Origin of the sequence: Kordiimonas aestuarii (genome assembly GCF_025574465.1) — a bacterium.
Lineage (GTDB): Bacteria > Pseudomonadota > Alphaproteobacteria > Sphingomonadales > Kordiimonadaceae > Kordiimonas > Kordiimonas aestuarii.
On the sequence record NZ_JAOBPP010000014.1, the window covers coordinates 47,828 to 66,967 of the forward strand.

Sequence of the window (19,140 nt, forward strand, 5' to 3'; positions counted from 1 at the left end):
TTAGGCACTCCGGGCACTGGGGTTGCGCGAAGCCTCAACAGCAGACAACTGGGCAATGATGCTGTCCGTGCCGCCTTGGAGGGGGTCGACACAGGGGAGACCGATCCGGGAGGATAGTTCAGTCAGATAGGCTTCGCGCTCGCCCGCCGTCAGGCGGGACGTGTTCACACTCACACCAACGCAGGTGATGCTCGGGTTTGTCAGTTCCCCGATCGCGATGGTGCGCTCAATAACTTGTTCGATGGTCGGCAGGTCGAAGTCCTCCCAACCCATGATTTTCTCGCGGCCTGCTTCGTGGCACACCACAAAGGCATCGGGCTGGGACCCCACAAGAAGCCCCATGCTGACGGCCGAGAAACCAGGATGAAAAATACCGCCCTGCCCCTCGATCACATCCCAGTGGTCTTCCGTGTTGTCCGGCGACAATAGCTCCGCCGCACCGGATACGAAGTCAGACACCACGCTATCGATGGGGATGCCTGCGCCCGCGATCATAATACCTGTCTGGCCTGAGGCACGGAAATCCGCGTTCCAGCCAAGACGCTGCATGTCTTTTTCCATTTGAAGTGCGGTGTATTTTTTTCCAACCGCACAGTCGGTACCCACCATCAACAGGCGCTTTCCGGTGCGTTTTTTACCCGTACCCACAGGCAGGCGGGCAGGCGGTATACGCACGTCCACCAGCCGGGCGCCAGACAGACTGGCTGCTTTAGCCAGTCGTTCCACCTCACTGAGGCGCGTGTGCACGCCAGCCACGATATCAAGGCCAAGGGCCACGGCTTCCTCAAGCACATCCAGCCATTCATCCGGGATGCTGCCGCCCACGGTGGCTGTGCCGATAACCAGCGAGCGAATACCCGCCGCCTTTGCTTCCGCCACCGACATTTGCGGCAAGCCAAGGTCGATCGTGCCGCCGGGCAGATTAAGTTGCCCTTTACACAGCTCGCGCCGCCACTCAACAAGCCCTGCGCCGGTTTTGGCGTAGGTCAAACCGCGTTCGCTGCCGAGAAATATGAGATAGGGCGCCCTTAACTCGATCGTTTTCATAAACTTAGTCCTTATTTACAGCGGTTGTCTGCCCGTGGCCCGGCTTATATCCGGGACCACGCAGTACCTTCCCTGGGGTTGCACCCGTATGGTGACCGGCATCCAGCACAAGGCTGCCGTTCACGAGCACATAATCAATACCTGTTGGTTTGGCGGTGGGGTTTTCCCACGTCGCCGTGTCGTTGATCGCACCGAGATCAAAGACGGTGATATCGGCCTTCAGTCCTTCCCGGATCAGGCCGCGGTCCATCAGACCCATGCGCGCAGCAGGCCATGAGGTCAGTTTTCGGATAGCATTTTCAAGGCTCAACACACCCTCGTCGCGCACATATTTGGCTATGATGCGCGGGAAGGTGCCATAGGAACGCGGGTGTGGCAGGCCAAGGGCATCAAAGTCGCCTTCCTTCATCGCACTAGCCGCGTCGCTGCCGATGCTGACCCAGGGAGCCTGCATCGCCAGACGCACATCATCTTCACTCATCATGAAATAAAGGGCGAACGGGCGCTTGGGATAGGCTTCCAGCATGATATCCCACGCCACGTCAGCCGGATCACGGCCAAGGGCCGCGCCAATTTCCTGAAAATTCCTGTTATGGAAGCGGGCATACTCTTCGAGGTGAGAATTGGCCAGCACCACGTTTTTCCAGCCGCCGGAGACATAGACAAGGTTGGTCCAGCCCTTTTGCGGGCCGGCTGCAATCTCTTTCTTGAGCCCGGCGCGCACGTCTGGGTCTTTCAACCGCTCAACGGCTTTCTCGATGCCGTCGGCATACACCCAGCTTGGGGCCGTAACCTCAAGCCCTGTGCCACCCGCCACATAAGGATAGAGGTCGGCCGCCACATTCACACCACGCGCACGCGCCGCATCAATCAGCCCAAGCGCGGTTTTCATATCCTTGCCCCAGTTGGGGTAATAAGCCGCCTTCAGGTGGAAAATCTCAACACCCGCACCGCCTTCTTCGCCAATACGGATGGCTTCCCTGACGGCGTCCAGAAACTCGGCGCTTTCACCCCTTATATGGCTGGCATAAAGGCCGCCCTTTGCGCCAGCCACACGAGCCAGCTCAATCAGGTTGTCGGTTTTATGGAACGAGGAGGGTGGGTAGATCAGCGCCGTCGTGATGCCCATGGCTCCCGCGTCCATTGCGGTACCCACACGCTTTTTCATCTCTTCCAACTGGGCGGGTGTCGGGTCAATATCGCTGTCACCCAGCACGGCAACCCGCGCCTGTGTCGCGCTATAATAGGTGCCGAAGTTGACGGAAATTCCCTTGGTCTCAAGGTCGCTGAAATAAGCGTCAATGGCATCTGCCTCAACCGGTGTGCCACCTTCCCCGCCGATAAGCGTGGTGACACCCATGTTGATCTTGTTGGGTGCGAGGCCCACTTTCAGAAGCACTTCGCCAGACTGATCCATCATATCGATCCAGCCGGGGCTGACATATTTGCCCGCGGCATCAATTTCCCGTGCGCCTTTGCCCGGCACCTCGCCCACCTTGACGATGATACCGCCTTTGATGGCAACGTCCGCCGGTACCCAGGGGTTGCCCGCACCGTCCAGCACCCGGCCGTGGCGGATCACCACGTCATAGGCTGTATCATCAGCCTGTACGGCAAGGGATGCGAGCGCCATTAGCCCAACTGCAAGGTGTTTGATCATGACAATGCCTCCGCCTTGTGTGCCCGCCACACACCGTAGGTCAAAAGTGGCAGCACCAGCACCGCGATAAACACAAGTGTGAGCATACCATAGCCGCTGGCGATCAGTTCAATGATGCCAAACCATGTACCGGCGATGATCGCGACCGCGAGGATAGCCACCGCAACAACCGGGCGCACAAATTGCGGCATCGCGCGGCCCGCTTCGGTGAAGCTGGCATCCAGCCGTTCATTGACAGCATGCAAAAGCGCCGTGCCGGTTTCAACGAATGTGCCAAACACCACGACCTGGAACAAAAGCGCCAGCACAGGGATTTGAAGCGCGTTCATCAGCGTCGCCGCAGGCACCGGGGCCGCACCGATATCCGGGTAAAGCGCCATCATGGCAATAAAAAACAACACGGCGGGGATCACGGCAATCGCGCCCGCCAGCAGGCCGGAACCCACGGCTTCACGTCGGCTTGCCTGCCCCCGCACCGCAAACAGCACCGCAGGCAACACGGCCAGGTTATAGCCGGAATAGAGCACACCGCCCGTAAGCCAGCCTTCCCCCACCGCTGTCGCGGAATACACATTGCCGATGGTGTCGCCAAAATGGGTGAACGCGAGCACAAAAAGCGCCGCATAAACCGCATAGAGCAGGAACGACCAACCAGCCAGCACCTTCTTGATTGCATCCGAGCCAAAGAAGGTCAGCACGGCGATCAGCGCCATCAGCGACAGCGTGCCCAGAACCGGCGGCAGCCCGAAGCTGGCCGACACAAGCTCACCCGCGGCGGAACCGATCACCGCGAGGATGAGCAAGAGAAGGATGACAAAAGCAATTTCAAAAACCACCCATCCCTTGCCCAACAGCTCCCGGCAAAAATGACGATAGTCATAAGCACCGGTAACGCGCGCGAACTCAAAGCCTGCTGCCAGCACAAGGCCAAACACAAGGCCCGAGACCAGAAGCCCCAGCACACCCCCAAGAGGGCCTGCAGCGAAGAAAAACTCCACCAGTTCACGGCCCGTGGCGTACCCGCCGCCAATGACGACGGACTGGAACACAAAGCCCGGCAGCAGATATTTACGGAAAAATTCCATAGCCTGTCTCAAACCCCGCCCTGCGTTACTTGACGGCGTTGCGCACGGGCTTGCCCGGCAACACATCGGTTTGCATCTCGCCGCCATCAACCAGCACCACGCCGTTGACGATGACATAGTCATAGCCCACGGACGCCTGCGCCGGTTTGGCGTAGGTTGCCTTGTCGGCCACGGTGGCAAGGTCAAAGACCACGATGTCAGCGTCCGCGCCCGTCTGGATGCGGCCCTTGGCCTTCATCTGCGGTACAGAGTCCTGCATGATTTTCGCAGGGCCATAGCTGAGCTTGTAGATGGCGTCCAGCAGGCTCACTTCCTGCCGTTCCCGCACATAAGTGCCAAGGAAGCGCGAGAAGGTGCCAGCCGAGCGTGGGTGGCTCCAGGCGTTTTCAGGCACTGGCCAGGTATGCTGCTCAACCATTTTGTCGTCCACCAGCCAGTTACCGCCATCCGATGCAATCACACCGCCCGGGAACAGCACGGACATATCAAGGTAAGCCCGGTCCTTGGGGTCATCCAGTTCAAGGAAGTGGATCACAGTCTGGGTTTCAGGCTTTTCAGTCTGGTAATATTTCAGTTCTTCTTCCGTCAGGCGTTTGCCACCCACATCGAAGTTGGACGCGTCCACGCCGCCCACGCGCTCGCGCCAGCGGTCACCGCGGAACATGGCCGCGCCAATACCCGTTGAGCCCGCACCGTAAGGATAAGCCTCGGCAGTGACCTTCAGACCCTGCGCCTGCGCGGTTTTAATCATGGGTGCGATCAGCTCAATGTCTCTCAAACTCATGGAATTGAGGTGCACGATGTGGGTGTGCGCGCCCGTGCCCGCCGCCGCTGTAATTACCTCTGCCATGCCTTCAAAGGAGCTTTTGGGCTCCAGCATCGAAAGGTACCGCGCGTGGGTGAAGGTTGGCACCCCGCGTTCAGCCGCCAGCTTGTTCATGGCGAAAAATTCTTTGTGGCCCGTACCCGGCGCGTAACCGATCAGGATACCGATACCAAGGCCGCCCTGATTGAGGCCTTCCTCAACATAAGCTTCGATTTCGCTGAGTTGCTCGGGTGTGGCGACTTCCTCCTGCCAGTTGGTCTTGGCGAAAGCTTCAAAAAACCACTCCACGTCGTCCTTGGGTTCAATATCAAGGAAGGTGGCGATACGCGCGTTGGCCCAGTTGACGGAAGCGCCATAGTTGATGGGGCGACCCTCTTTGCCCGCGCGGTCATAATAATCACTGATCGGCAGCATACCTGCCTCAAGCTCAAGGCCTGTGGTCACGCCGTCAAGCGCCTGCATGCGGGCGGAGAGGATATCCTGCCCGTGTGCGTGCATGTCAATAAAGCCGGGGCTGACTACGCGGCCTGTGGCGTCAATCACCCGCTTGCCGTCAAGCGCCTCTTCGCTCACGTCCATGATCTTGCCGCCGGTGATGCCGACATTGCGCACCGCATCAAGGCCCGTTTCCGGGTCAACCACGCGGCCGCCGGTGATAACAAGGTCATAGGTTTCGGCAACGGCGGGCCCCGCAAGGGTGCCAAGCGTGCCAAGTGCGACAGTACAGGCTGCGATAATACGGCCAAGATAGTTCATGAGTGTCCTCCCCGGATGTTATGTCCCGCGTGCGCGGGTTTTAACTCTTGGCGGCGGGGGCCGTAGCCCACGCGCATTGTCTCAGAAAAATCCGGGGTGCCACTACTCAAACCGACACCCCGGAAGTCACACTGAGCAGAGTTTAAAAGTCTACGCGCAGGTTCGCACCGATGGTGCGAGGACGCTCGAACACACCGGTGCTATTGCTCGAACCACCGCCAAGGATGGTATCGACCCGGCCCTGAAGCGCGCGCTTGTTGAATAGGTTCGTGGCGTAAAGCCCGATCGTCACGTTATCATTCGTGAACGACAGGTTTGCATCCACCAGGGTACGGGCTTCCACTACCACCGGGTAGGTGGAGGTTGAGGCACTGTAGCTCGACATGAACTTGCCGCTATAGCGCACGCCAAAGCCTGCATTACCGCTCCAGCTGTCCGTTACATCGAACAAATAGTCCGCCCGGAACGACCCTTTCCATTTCGGCAGGTCGGGAAGTTGTTCCCCTTCCACGCCGCCAATGCCTGGCTCATCCTCGTTCAACTTGCTACGCGAGTAGGTCACGTTCGTCGTCAGCGTCAGCGCATCTGTCGGCCGCAGGTTGAAAGAGCCTTCGAAACCGTGTGCACTCAGCCCACCAGTCGCATTGCCGCCGGTATTGACGCCGCTGAAGGATGTGAAGGCCTGGAAGTTGGCCCAGTCGATCATCCACAGGGCAACATCATAAGAGAAAACATTGCCGTTCGTGGCGCCCTTGGCCCCGATCTCGTAGCTCCATGCGTTATCCGGGTCGATCATCGGCGGCGCGAGGTTGTCCCCTGTTGCCGGGTCAAGGATCGGGATATTGGCAGACGCCGGACGGTAACCGCTTGCCACCCGGGTATAGAGCGACAGATTGTCGGTGGGGCGGTACCGCGCGGAGAAGAGATAGGTATCGACCGTGTCCTTGATCGGATCGCTTTCAAAGACCGCGTCACCGAGCAACAGGCCGGTTGACACATAGGAAAGCGTGGTCTTGTTCTTGCTCAGGCGCACACCTGCCGTGACGTCAAACTTCTCGTTGAAGTAATAAGTCACATCCCCAAAGCCCGCGAATTCCTTATAGTTGGACGGGAAGGCAATCGTCAGCAGGTCAAAGGCAGGTGTCGAGATGACATCCTGGTTATTGATCGTATCTTCCTCTGAGTAGTAGAGGCCGGCGATCCACTCGAAGTTGCCCATGCGTTCAGACGTCAGGCGGACTTCCTGCACGAACTTTTCCGAACCTGCCAGAAGGTCAAGCAATACGCTGGTGGTCGTACCCGGATCACGGCCGTCATAGAAATCCACTACCGGCCCATAAGCCGCCGTCAGATCACTAACACCGCCGAACTTGTACTCAACGCGGCTGGAGGTCGAGGTCAGCGTAACGCTGTCGAACTCATAGTTAATGCTGCCGGACATGATCTCATAGTCAAGATAGTTCTCGCCGGGCGCGCCGATTGTCGTGTAGCCACCAAACATCGATTCATCGGACGTGTAGGTGAGAAGCTGGACGCCGCTGTCGATACCATAGTCGGTTTCCTGCTTCATATATTTGAGGCGGATGCTCAGCTCTTCCGTTGGCGTGAACAGCAAGTCAGCCGCGTAGCCAAGGTTCTCGGAACCGTCAACGTCCTCCGCGATCAATGCACCCGTTGCCGGGTTCACCTGATCCACGTAGCCGCCAATGTCCTGCCAGAAGCCGGATACGGTGATGCCGAGCTTGTCCTTGACAAGTGGTACGCTCACACGGCCGTTATAAACTTGGCTGATTTCGCCGTCCTTGGTGGTGGCAACATCGGCACCCGCGGTAACACGCAGTTCCTCCATCGCCGGATCGCGGGAGATATAGCGCATCATGCCGCCCACCGATGTGGCGCCATAAAGCGTACCCTGCGGACCCTTGATCACCTCAACGCGCTCGATATCCATCAGCATGGCATCGAACATGACCGTGCTGCCGCCCGAGAAGGTGCTGTTGGTCGAGATCGGCGTATCGTCGAGATAGACACCAAATACCGGAATGGACGAAGACTGCGGCACACCACGGGCGGAGATATTACCAAAGCCCTTGGTACCGATATCCGTATAGGTCACGCCCGGCGTATAGTTGAGGATTTCCCCAACCTGCTTGAGGCCCTTGACGGTAAAGTCACCCGGATCAATGGCGGATACCGCCGCTGGCACATCCTGCAGGCTTTGTTCCCGCCGACCGGCGGTCACGATGATTTCTTCAAGCACCATTTCGGTGTCTTGAGCGGCGCTGTCCTGTGCGATGGCGCCACTTGCCCCCATGCCCATGAAGCTGGCTGTAATGCCGATGGTGGAGACAGCACTCAGTAACGAAGTTTTTCGGAAAATGCTTTTTTGCATTCTTTCCTCCCTGAATTTCCCACGATGCGCTCCCCGCGCCGATAGTTCCCAATTCTGGTCTGTTTTTTCTGATGTACCCTGATCCTATAACTGCCTTAATCATCTTTTCAAGCTTAAAATGGCAGCCTTAATTATATTTTTGCCAGCTTTAATCGCACTTAGGCCGTTATGTCGCGTTGAAAAACTAAATTAAACTGTATAAAGATAGGCTCAGAAGCCGCATGAAGCGGCCATTCCGGGCAAGCGCCGGAAATCATGGGTCAGGTTGATAAGGGCAAAGAATGACAAGAGAAGACTTGCAAAACAGTGACGCGCGCAAAGCGTCTGAATTGATTATGGACGCGATCGTCACGCAGAAACTGGCGCCGAGTCAGAAAGTTTCGGAGAATATCTTCAGCGAGATGTTCGGCATCAGCCGGACCATTTCAAGGAACCTGATCGAGCGGTTGATCGCCAAGCAGTTTCTTGTCTCCGTCTCGCCGCGCGTAACAGTGGTGGCACCGCTGACCCTTCTGGATATCAAGCAGAACTTCACACTGCGGAAGGTGCTTTTGCCAGCCATCTTTTCCCTTACAGCCGCCAACGTGGATTTCGAGAAGCTGAAACGCATCAACAAGGAAATTCAGGACATGCAGCCCATCAAGGATGATGACGCCGCGCTGCAACTGTTGAAAAAGAACAAAGAGCTGAACCTGATTTTCTGTGAAAACGCCGGTTACCCCCTGATGATCGACTGGGCTCGTCAGCTTGAGGACACCGCCATGCGCATCTACTGGCTGTACCTCAAGACGCAGAAACGTTTCCCTTATTCAAGCGACCAGCAGGGCATGACCATTGAGGTGATGAAATCAGACGAACCCACCCGCATCAAAAAGGTCATCCACGACATCCTCACCCAAACCGAGGAACGCATTCTCAACACCATATTCTCGAACGACCAGTTCTATACCCAGGACCTGACCGTCTGATACACCTGTCGCGACGCGCCGCGTGACAGGCTGGCAATACCTTCTGGTGTTTTCCCGGAAAATGAGCAGGCCCCGTGCCGGCTCTCCGTGCTTTGCCTGGCTTGGCACGCTGTCATCGCCCTACCCATATTCCCGACCTTCACGCCAGTTTTGGAGCGCCTAGTCTGATCAGACAATGGGGGTTTCTTGAGAAAGTCACTAAAAAGGAATATAAGGGAAGCTGTTGCGAGAGGTTTATATGCGGCAACAAGGCGAATTTGTATGACTGGTCGTAGGGTGAGAAATCTCTCCCTTTTCACTGCTGTGGCGTGTGCCGTCATGGTGGCAACAACAACGGCGTCAGCCCAGTGTGACGAGATCGTCGCCACCGGACACGCCGATTATGTGCCCGTATCGTGGCAGCGCGGCGAAAGCCTGGAAGGCGCCTCCGTTGACCTGATCCGGCTTATCGGCAACAAGCTTGGCATCCCTGTCCGCGTGGTGCATTCGGGCAGTTGGAAGCGCGCGCAGGCCGCGGTTTTTACGGGCGAGGTGGACTTGCTGCTCAGCCTGTATAAAACCAGCGAACGGGAAGCACTGCTGGATTACACCAGCGCCTATACCAGCGAGCCCGTTGTTGTCGTCACCCTCACGGATACCGACCTTCACTACCGTGACCGGCTGGACCTTCAGCCATATCAGGGCGGTGTAGTGATTGGCGACTCGTTTGGGGAGGAGTTCGACGCCTACGCCAAAGCGTCGCTTAACCTGCACACGGTGCCGACGGTGGAACACCTGCTGAACCTTCTGGACCACAAACGCATCCAGTATGCCATTCATGGCCTTTATCCGGTGCTGGTTACAGCGCACAAGATGGGCATGTCACCGCGCATGCGCACGCTGGTGCCACCGCTGACGCAGGAAGCCATGTATATGGCGATATCCAAACAATCCGGTTGCGGCGGCCTTGTGCATGTCATTTCAAGCGAGATTGAGAAAATGCGGGCCTCCGGGCTTGTCGACACGCTTCTCAATGACAATTGGAACAAATGGGCCAAGCACGAAAATATCGGCCTTGCCCCACCAGCCTTGCCGGATCAGGACTAGCTTCAGTTCTCCCGAAGGTGCGCACTGGCCAGACGCTGGCCTCCAGCCCCATGGGTTTATTTCCGGATAAGGAAAGTCTGACCTGATTCCAATACCAGGGGCATGAAATTGGAATCGGCGGCGAGAAACTCGTTGAGGGCAAGGCGCGCCCCGATCAGCGTCGGCGCATGTCCCGGGTCTTCGACGATCAGGATACCACCAGGCACCATTCGGGGGCTCAGTTTATCCAGCCCGGCCCTCACTGCCTCCAGCATGTCGACGTCGAGGTTTGCGATACAGATGTCGCCAGCTTCTTCCGGCACGTCATCCTTGATGATATTGCATCTTTGGGGGTTTACCGACACCAAGCCGGACTGAAACACTTTCAGGCGCGCCGCAACCGGGTCATAGCCGTGCGAGCGGTGGCTACCTGCCCACATGGCATCAACCGAGTCTGTCGCCTCCTGATAATTGAAACCTTCATATGTATCGAGGAAAAAACACTGCCGGCTTATGCCGCGCATGGCCATGTAGCGCAGGGCAAAACGGGCACTGGCACCGTTCAGGGTGCCCACCTCCACATAACTGCCAGGCAAACCAGCTGTCATGTCTATGGCTTGGGCAATGTTGCAAAAATCCCATTGATTAAAATGGCTTATGCCGTCACGCCGGTCATCCTCATGTTCCTGCCAAAGGCATTCACGCACCGCACGCCTGACATGGTAATAGGTGCTAAGGGCACCACACCGCACCGGATGAAAGGCAACGTCCCAGCCTTCGAGCTGTGCCACGACACCAGCGCCTGTTTCGTCGCAGTCCAGCGCATAAATAACATGCGCACACCCCGCGAGGTGTTCGTGTTCCAACGGTGTTTCATCAACATTGATGAAGGGATGCTCGGCGCAGGCCGGTACCGTGTAGCTGTCCGTCAGCACCATATAGCTGCCCGGCTGCGCATTCAGTTCCTCGAGCAGCGAGATAATGTCCCCTGCCTGTATACGACTGCCGCGATAGGGGTTTTGGTCAAAGAGGGGCATAAAATCTCTGTATTTTCAAAATGATCAAATTCATACGAATGTATTGTCAGGTATTTTGTACAGGGTTTCGGCCAGGGACGATCTGGCGGCACTATCTAAAATCAACCGTCAATTCAACACCAAAGGCCCGACCTTCGCGCCGCACTTCAGAAATGGTGCCAAAGAAGTCACGCAGACTTGAGCTGACGGACCTGTCATCCAGCAGGTTTTCACCATAAAGCGCTAGCCGCCATCCATCACCGTGCGACAGTCCAAGCTTGGCGGAAAGCATATCCCGCGCGCCAAGGTAACCATAGGGCACAGTCCCGCCCGCCAGCAGCGGCTGCGCCTTGATATTATCTGGCGTGACATAATAGCCATCCGCATGGCTGAAGCTGACGTGCACAAATACGTCCATCCTGCCGCTGACCGGGCGCATATAATCGGCCGCGAAGCCTGCCTCGAACCTTGGTGCATCCATCCGGTTGCCCGATACATCGCTGCCGCCCACACCGCCATCGGTAAATTCTCGGTACCTGGCATCCAGCATCGCGCCCCACAGCCGCACGTCAAGGCCGGGTAAAGGCTGGATTCGCAGCTCGGCCTCCAGCCCCCTGGTGCGCACACTCGCCGCATTGGCTATCACAAGCGCTGTCTGCCCCTGCCCCAGGTCACGGAACTGGTTGACCTGAAAGTCGCTGTAATCAACCCAGAAGGCGGCGAGGGAGAACCACACCTCGCCGTCAAACGCCACCCCCTTGACCCCTGCCTCATAGCTGCGCGCGCTTTCCTTGCCGAACTCCACCCCATTCGGGAATACCGCCGCGCTGACATAATCAAGGTTATAACCGCCGCTTTTATAGCCTTCGGCATAGCGCACAAAGGCGGTGACCCCATCGTCCAGCGCATAGCTCAGGCTGACGGTGGGGGAGATATCTTCATCCACACGACTTTGCTGCAACTGACCGGTCGCCAGTGCAAATGCCGGGGCACCAGTAGTATCAATCATCCAGTCCAGCCGCTTTTTATCACGGGACCACCGCACCCCGGCACTGACGGAAAGCTGGCTGCTGACAGCATAATCTGCATTCGCAAACAGGCCCCAGGCCGTGGTGTCCACCCGGCCCGTGTTTGTCACGTCCGCACTCTCGGCCATGCCGACCAGATAGCCTTCCGCACCCGCAACCCCATGCCGGTCTGTCGCGCCTCTGATGTCAAGGTAGGTCACCCCCAAAACATAGGTCAGCCGCTCACCGGTCGCAGACGCAAAGCGAATTTCCTGCGACAGGTGGTCATAGTCCTCGGCGTAGTCGACCAGAAAAAGATCCACCGGCGAATAGTCCGTGTCATTGCGCATCGCGGCTTTAGTTTCCCTGAGACCTGTCAGTGATTGCAGGCTGGTCCCGCTTGCGAATGTCCATCTGAGGTCAAGCCCCGCCCCTTGCGCAGTCAGCGACTGCGCAGGGTCGGTGTTAAACGCTACCTCCCCATACGCGGGCGCAAAACTGTCCGGTGTCGCGCCAAACGCGTCCGACAACGGGTCGCCGATCAGCGCGCGCTCGTCCAGCTCGTTACGATCAAGGCTCAGGAACGCTTCAAAGCGGTCATTTGGCGAGAACCGCACCTGCGCACGCAGGGCCTTTCGGTCTTCACCGCCGAGGCCGTGGCCTGTCAGCGTGTTTTCCACCTGCCCGTCGCGCTTCTGCAAACCGGCCGACAGGCTGATCGCCCAGACGTCATCCACCGGCACCGCGACAAGGCCCTGCAGCGTCAGCGCATCATGGGTGCCGAGCCGCGCTCGGCCCTTCACCACCAGTTCATCACCCGGCCGCTGGCTTTTGAGGTTGATGGCGCCCGCGATGGCGTTGCGACCAAAAAATGTTCCCTGCGGCCCGCGCAGCACTTCCACCTGTGCAATGTCCAGAAGGTTCTGGTTGATGGCGTAGGACGGGCCCAGGTAGATACCATCCAGATACAGGCCGACACGCTCATCAAAGCCCACATTGCGGCTGTAGGACCCCACACCCCGCATGGTGACAGTGCTGTTATAAAGAAAGTCGGAAAAAATCGTCAGGTTCGGCACCACGTCCGCAAGGTCTTCAAGTGCGGTCAGGTTACTGCGCGCGATCCAGCTTTCGCCAACCACGCTGACGGCAACCGGGGTGTCGGTCAGGCGGGCATCGCGTTTTTGCGCGTTGACCGTAATTTCTTCAATGCTGCCCGGGTTGCTGTCAGAAGCTGCGGCATGCGCGATGGCCGCAGGCATCCCAAAGCAGGCAAAGCCCACCATCATGCACGCGCAGCGGGCCGCAAGGGCCCGCGTTGAAATGGTGATCGTCATGTAGCCCCAATCGCATCTCTGCGATGCGTCGTCGTGGTTGGCCGTCTTATTATTGTTGTTGCTGTGAGGGCACGACGCACCATGCCCTCACATGGATATTATGTCTTACTTGTATTTATCAAACCATGCGAGAATGTTTTCCACCTTGGCGACAAGGCGTGACGGTTTGCCCGCAATGCCGTGCGGGCTGCCAGGCACCCGTACCATGATGGTGTCGATCTTCCGCAGTTTCAGCGCCTGGTAGAATTGCTCGGTTTCCGAGATCGGCGTGCGGCGGTCCGCCTCGCCTGTAATCAGCATGGTGGGCGTGGTCACGTTGCCCACAAGGCTCAAAGGTGACCGCTTCCAGTAATGCTCCACATTGTCCCACGGCATGCCGGGGAACTGGAACGGGATCTGGCCCAGATAGCTGTCTGCTGTCAGCACCTTGGAAATCCAGTTGATAACAGGCTTTGCCACCGCAGCCGCACGGAAACGGTCTGTCAGGCCAATGGCATAGGCGCTGGCGATGCCGCCTGCGCTGCCCCCGGTGATATAAAGCTGCTCACCGTCGGCAATGCCCTGTTCGATCAACGCATCAACGCCGGACATATGGTCGGCAAAGTCATATTCACTGGAATATTTATTCTGCAGCAGCAGCGCGAACCGTTCACCATAGGACGTGCTGCCCCGGTGGTTATCATAGAACACCACATATCCCTCGGCGGCAAAGCGTTGCATCTCAGCCGAGAAATGCGGGCCGTAGCTCGCATGCGGGCCACCGTGGATCTCAAGGATGGTTGGATATTTTTTACCAGCCTCATAGCCAGGCGGAGTCAGGTACCAGCCCTGGATTTCTTCCCCGTCGATGGAAGATTTGTAGATAATCTCATGCAACTCGGCGAGGTTCTTGTGGCCAAGCGCGTCTTCGTTCAGCGCCGTCAACTGGCGCGGCATCGCCTTGCCGCCCCGTGCCACATACAAGTCTGCCGGGCGCTGTGGTGTGCCCCTGGTGAAGGCGACGGTACCACCGGCAGCGTCATAGTCCCCGCTGGAATACGGACGGCCAAGCGTCGTACCCCCAAGGCCCGTGGCCACCGTCTGATGCTTGCCGGACAAGCTGACATAACCAACCTGATCCACGCCGCGCACGGTCATCTGGTAATAAAGGCCCTTGCCCTTATCGTCCCATTTGGGCGCGCCGAGCGAATTGTCGATATCAGCCGACAGGGTCCTGTCTTCAGAGCCGTCCAGCTGCATGACATGCAGATAGTCATTGCGGTATGCCAGCTTCTGGTCGTCCATCTTCAGGTAGGCCACCAGCTTGCCGTCGGGCGATACAGTGGGGCGGAACTCTGCACCCGGCGCGCTGGTAATCTGCCGCATGCCGCCATCCAGCGTAAAGGCGTACAGGTCCGCCTCGCGGCCCTCATATTCCCAGTTGTCACTGCGGTTGGCGGAGACAATAATCTCCTTGCTGTCCGGCGTGAAGGAAAGGGGTCCACGGTGGTTATAGTTGCCGTCTGATATCTGCCGCGCGGTGCCCCCGAGCGCCGGCACTACAAAAATATGGGTGTAGGACGGTTCAAGAATACCGCGCCCATCCGCCTGATAGCGCGCCTTGGTAATATATTTTACAGACGGCGACCATTTGGCACCCTTCGGTTTGTGCGGCATCTTCACCTTGAGCGGCTTGTCTTTCTCCGGGATGCTCATGGTAAAGGCGATGGTCTCCCCATCCGGGGACCATGTGATGCTTGAGGGCCCGTACTCCAGATTCGTCACCAGCGCGGTTTGCCCGGTGTCCATCCAGCGTACAAAAAGCTGGGTCTTGCCTTCCTCGTTCGATAGATAGGCAAGGCGCTTGCCGTCCGGCGACCATGCGGGCGCATAATAGGCATGCGTGCCAGACAGAAGCGGCCGGTGGTCACTGCCATCCGCCGAGACGACCCAGAGGTTGGAGCGCGTGCTGTCTGTCATGATATCGTTGGAGCGGCGCGTATAAACCACCCATTTACCATCTGGCGACACCGCCGGGCTTGCGGCGTATTCCAATTCGAACACATCGGAGGATTGAAAATGGCTGGATGCTGCCATGGTCGCAGGTGCAGAAGCGTCGGCTTCCTCGTCCTGCGCGGCCACAGGCACAGTGGCCGTCAGCGCAATCAAGGCGACGCCTGTGCATATATTTTTTACGTTTATCATTAAGATAGCTCCCTCACAGTCTTGCTGTCTGCTGCACGAACCTAAGCCCCCTTTGGTCCGCGCCCCTTTGGTCATGTTGGATAAATCCGCGCGACACTGTGCGACGGAAATGGCCACTGTGCCAAGGCATAAAACGGATTTGTGATACACCACCATAACAAAAAGGTTTGATGCACACCATGTAAGGGGGCAAGCGGCTGTCGGTGGTGGTTGGCGGCAGGCGGTTTAGCGCCTATGCTATGACCCCAACAGGAAGACGAGGAAGCTCTATGACCTTCAAGGATCATTTCTCGCGCGACAGCGCCGCCTACCGCGAAAACCGCCCCAGCTATGACATCAATCTTGTGGATATTCTGGCCGCCCCGGTCAAAGGGCGCGACCTTGCGGTTGATGTGGGTTGCGGCAACGGTCAGTTCTCCCGCTTACTGGCCAGGCGTTTCGACCATGTGATCGCCGCCGACGGCAGCGCAAGCCAGATTGCCGAGTCAGAAGCGCGGCCCAATATCGACTACCGCGTCGCCACCGCCGAAACGCTGGACCTTAAGCCTGAGTGCGCCGACCTCATCACGGTGGTGCAGGCCGCCCATTGGTTTGACCGCGACACGTTTTACAAGGTGGCTGACAAGGCCCTGAAGCCCGGCGGTGCATTGGCGCTTGTCGGCTATGGCCTGACCCGCATCAGCCCGGAGATTGATGCCGCGATCGATGATTTTTATGACCGCGGCATCGGCAAATACTGGCCGCCCGAACGCGCGCATATGGATAACGCCTATGCGGATTTTGACTTCCCCTACCCTGAAATCACGGTGGACGCCTACACCATGAGCGTCGAATGGAGCTTTGAGCAACTGCGCGGTTACCTGAACACATGGTCTGCTGTTGGTCGCGCGCAAAAGGTGCTGGGCTTCAACCCGCTGGATGCCTTCGCGGCCAAGCTGCAGGAAGTATGGGGCGGCGCGCGGACGCGCACGATACGCTGGCCCATGTTCATGCGCTACGGCCTCAAACCCTGAAAATATAGGGCTTTCCGTTAACTATTTACCCCTATTGTGGGGTCATTAACGCATTGAGATAAAACTGGGCTTTATGAGTATCTACCACATTCTGACATTGCTTGTGGGCCTGGCCCTTTGCACGCGCGGCACCAGCGCTGGCGAACCCGCCACGCCCACCCCGTTTCCGCTTTACGCGACAGACTGGGGCCTCACGCTCAAGGGGGACGGCACCGGGTTTTATAACGAGCTCGCGCAGTTTGTACTGGACGGCAGGGAAGGCGATGTGGCCTATACAATCCTGCCCTACCGGCGGGCAAAATCCCTGTTTCATCGCGGGCAGACTTCCTGCCTTTACCCAAGCAATATCCAGCTTCTGCTCGACGGCGGTGAAGTTGCCGACGGCACGGGTCTGATCGACTCGCACGCCTTCTTGCGGGTAAAGGTTTTCCTGTTTTCCAAAACCGGGACAGCGCCGCCCAAAAGCCTCGGGGACGTGGACGATAAGTCCATCGCCTATGCCATGGGGTCCCGGGTGCCCTATTTTCTGCGCGACGCCAAGGCCGATTATATCGCTGTGGCGGATGAAGTAGCCAAGGCACAGATGCTGGTGACGGGCCGCGTGGACCTGATGTCCGCCGCCATGCCAGACGCCAAATTTGTCTTTGATAAACTGGGCGTGCCCCTGCCGCCCCACGACACGGGCTATATGCTGAACGACACCGCCGTGCGTATCACATGCCATGACACTGCCTTGACGCGCCTGTTTATCGACAAGCTGAACAAGCGTGTCGATCGCCTTATCAGTTCAGGCGCGCTGGCCACCTTCATGGAAAATCATGGCCTTGATGGCGCGGTCTATACCCCAACGCCCGAGTAGTCGGGCTTACCAGCCGCCACCACCGCCGCCACCGCCGCCGCCGCCGGAGAAACCACCACCGCCGGAAAAGCCCGATGACCCGCTGGAGGATGGCGGCGTTGCCGCCGCCGAAATGGAGGTATTGATCGTGCTGGAGATGGCCCCGCCGATGGCGCCATAAGCATAACCCGCCCCAAAAAAGCCGTGACGCCTGCGCCCGATATACCAGCCGGGCTGATATTCTTCCTGCCCCCGTTTGGCGGCTGCGGCCTTGAGCACATCATCAAACTGGTCACCCCACTTGTTCTCAACCCCGAGCGCGATGGCAAAGGGCAGCATTGCTTCAAAATGCTCGGGTGTGCGTTCGGGTGGGTTATGGAAATTCAGCCGGTCTTTTTCCGCGACGCTCAGGTATAATTTCAACCCTTCAATCTCATCATGCACCGATTGCCCGAACGGCGTGCGCGCGGGCATGATCACGGCAAAAAATATCGCCGCGAAGGCAGACAGGATAATAGGCACCAGCATGAAAGGCGCGAAATAGGCGTTAATACCCATCGCCAGTCCCGCCGCAATGGCAGCAAGCCCAAGAAGGAAGCCACTGGCAATGACCACACCCGCCCGCTCAGCACCGTCCCCGCGCGAGATTGTTTTGGTACCCCACCAGCCGACCAGCGCCGTCAGGGCAAGCCCAACCGCGCCCAGCAGGATGCTGCCGGTGCTTGCCACCATCGCAACCACGCCCGCGAAGCCTATCCCGAAAATTGAAACTGCCATCGCGCTGTTGCGCTGGAAATAATGAACCTCGCCGCGTTCTATTTTAGCGAAGAAGCGCTTAAGCCCCAGTGCGAAAGATTTGTTATAGGCACCACCAACAGTGAAAGCATCATCGTCACCAAACAGGCTGTCGGCGATCGCCTGCTCCCCCGGGGCCAGTACGACATCCTGCCCTGTGCGGCGAAAGGTAACAGTTCCATCACCGTCATCCTCAATGGTCAGATAGCCCTTCGCCGCCATGGACACCACTGCTGCCGTGAATACCGTTTCATCGGCCTTCATGCGCTGCACAAAACGGCACAGCGCGGGCGACATGGGTTTCCCGTCCGCGCCTCTGGGTGGGCCATATTGCGCCACCACGGGGCCACCTTCAGGGTCCTTGCCTACAGCCTGCCAAGCCTTGTAGCCATAAAGGAACGTCACCAGTACTGCGAGGCTGCCAATCGCCATCCAGCCGTTGTCGCTGATCAGCCGCTCGGCTTTTTCCGCCGCTGTCGGCCGCGTGACAACACCGGCCTGCCACTCCAGCAGCACGGTCATGCCGGACTGCGCACCAAGGGTTTTTGTCAGGTTTACTTCAATTTCACCCGCACCCCGACGGATAACATCGGCGTCCTGCGCCTTTGAGCCATAGCCGCCGGTGTAGGCCTCCGCCCGGCCGATCATGGCGCCTTCCGGCAGGGTGATGGTAGCGCGGGCATCCTCTATGGGGAAAGCCCAGCCATTGCCGGTAACATTGAAATAAAGCTCATCCGTTGCGTCAAGGAAGGTCAGTTGATGGGTGGTCTCATAGGTGATGGCGTAGCTGTGCTCGCCCCGGCTGACTGTGCGGTCCGGGTCACCGATGCGCACGCGTTTGCCGTTCTGGTGGTCCGATACCATGTAGGGCACCGGGCGGTCATCCAGCGTGACATCAAGCACCCTGAAACCAAAACTGACGGTATTGCCACGCGGGTCTTTGTAAGTGGTGGGGAAATCACGGAAGATGCCGCGTTTGATCTGCCGCCCTTCCGCAACCACCGTGATCTCTTCCCGGACCGCTAGAACACCGTCAGGTCGCACAAGGATGCTGCTGTCAAAATTGCGGATCGTCTCTTCCGCCGATGCCGCATGCCCCGCCATCAGGGCCAAAAGTGCCAGCGTCATGATCGCCATCAATTTTTTCATATAGG

13 protein-coding genes are annotated in these 19,140 nt (G+C 58.1%); 4 read left to right on the plus strand and 9 right to left on the minus strand.

Translation table 11 applies throughout. The annotated features are described in order from the left end of the window. The 5 genes from OEU85_RS03620 to OEU85_RS03640 all read right to left on the minus strand — a co-directional run bounded on the left by OEU85_RS03620 (position 1) and on the right by OEU85_RS03640 (position 7,766). Positions 1-1,047, minus strand: a complete 1,047-nt coding sequence (locus OEU85_RS03620) for a DUF1611 domain-containing protein (protein ID WP_262690078.1) — start codon at positions 1,045-1,047, stop codon at positions 1-3. A 4-nt stretch (positions 1,048-1,051) separates the two neighbouring features. Then, positions 1,052-2,707, minus strand: a complete 1,656-nt coding sequence (locus OEU85_RS03625; protein WP_262690079.1) for an N-acyl-D-amino-acid deacylase family protein — start codon at positions 2,705-2,707, stop codon at positions 1,052-1,054. Further along, on the minus strand, positions 2,704-3,792 hold the full coding sequence (locus tag OEU85_RS03630) for a YkvI family membrane protein (protein WP_262690080.1): 1,089 nt from the start codon (positions 3,790-3,792) through the stop codon (positions 2,704-2,706). The genes OEU85_RS03625 and OEU85_RS03630 overlap by 4 nt, the downstream gene beginning before the upstream one ends. 25 nt (positions 3,793-3,817) lie before the next feature. After that, complete coding sequence (locus tag OEU85_RS03635; protein WP_262690081.1) at positions 3,818-5,374, minus strand: amidohydrolase family protein; 1,557 nt, start codon at positions 5,372-5,374, stop codon at positions 3,818-3,820. Positions 5,375-5,516: 142 nt separating this feature from the next. Then, on the minus strand, positions 5,517-7,766 hold the full coding sequence (locus OEU85_RS03640; protein ID WP_262690082.1) for a TonB-dependent receptor: 2,250 nt from the start codon (positions 7,764-7,766) through the stop codon (positions 5,517-5,519). A 281-nt stretch (positions 7,767-8,047) separates the two neighbouring features. Between OEU85_RS03640 and OEU85_RS03645 the strand changes: the two genes are divergently transcribed. Next, positions 8,048-8,734, plus strand: a complete 687-nt coding sequence (locus OEU85_RS03645; RefSeq protein WP_262690083.1) for a GntR family transcriptional regulator — start codon at positions 8,048-8,050, stop codon at positions 8,732-8,734. A 261-nt stretch (positions 8,735-8,995) separates the two neighbouring features. Further along, complete coding sequence (locus OEU85_RS03650) at positions 8,996-9,820, plus strand: substrate-binding periplasmic protein (RefSeq protein ID WP_262690084.1); 825 nt, start codon at positions 8,996-8,998, stop codon at positions 9,818-9,820. A 56-nt stretch (positions 9,821-9,876) separates the two neighbouring features. On the opposite strand, the gene OEU85_RS03655 is transcribed toward OEU85_RS03650, so the two are convergent. The 3 genes from OEU85_RS03655 to OEU85_RS03665 form a co-directional block, all read right to left on the minus strand. Next, complete coding sequence (locus OEU85_RS03655; RefSeq protein WP_262690085.1) at positions 9,877-10,836, minus strand: TylF/MycF/NovP-related O-methyltransferase; 960 nt, start codon at positions 10,834-10,836, stop codon at positions 9,877-9,879. Positions 10,837-10,927: 91 nt separating this feature from the next. Further along, positions 10,928-13,156 (minus strand): TonB-dependent receptor, encoded by a 2,229-nt coding sequence (locus OEU85_RS03660; protein ID WP_262690086.1) that lies wholly within the window; start codon positions 13,154-13,156, stop codon positions 10,928-10,930. Positions 13,157-13,261: 105 nt separating this feature from the next. Continuing rightward, positions 13,262-15,340: a S9 family peptidase gene (locus tag OEU85_RS03665; RefSeq protein ID WP_262690087.1), complete on the minus strand. Its 2,079-nt coding sequence runs from the start codon at positions 15,338-15,340 to the stop codon at positions 13,262-13,264. 269 nt (positions 15,341-15,609) lie between these two features. Here OEU85_RS03665 and OEU85_RS03670 point away from each other — a divergent pair, with 269 nt between their 5' ends. Both OEU85_RS03670 and OEU85_RS03675 read left to right on the plus strand, forming a co-directional pair. Beyond that, a complete protein-coding gene (locus OEU85_RS03670) occupies positions 15,610-16,353 on the plus strand; it encodes a class I SAM-dependent methyltransferase (RefSeq protein WP_262690088.1) in 744 nt (247 codons plus the stop codon). A gap of 73 nt (positions 16,354-16,426) precedes the next feature. Next, a complete protein-coding gene (locus tag OEU85_RS03675; RefSeq protein WP_262690089.1) occupies positions 16,427-17,212 on the plus strand; it encodes a hypothetical protein in 786 nt (261 codons plus the stop codon). Between the two features lie 6 nt (positions 17,213-17,218). On the opposite strand, the gene OEU85_RS03680 is transcribed toward OEU85_RS03675, so the two are convergent. Further along, positions 17,219-19,135: a DUF2207 domain-containing protein gene (locus OEU85_RS03680; protein ID WP_262690090.1), complete on the minus strand. Its 1,917-nt coding sequence runs from the start codon at positions 19,133-19,135 to the stop codon at positions 17,219-17,221. Positions 19,136-19,140 lie beyond the last annotated feature (5 nt).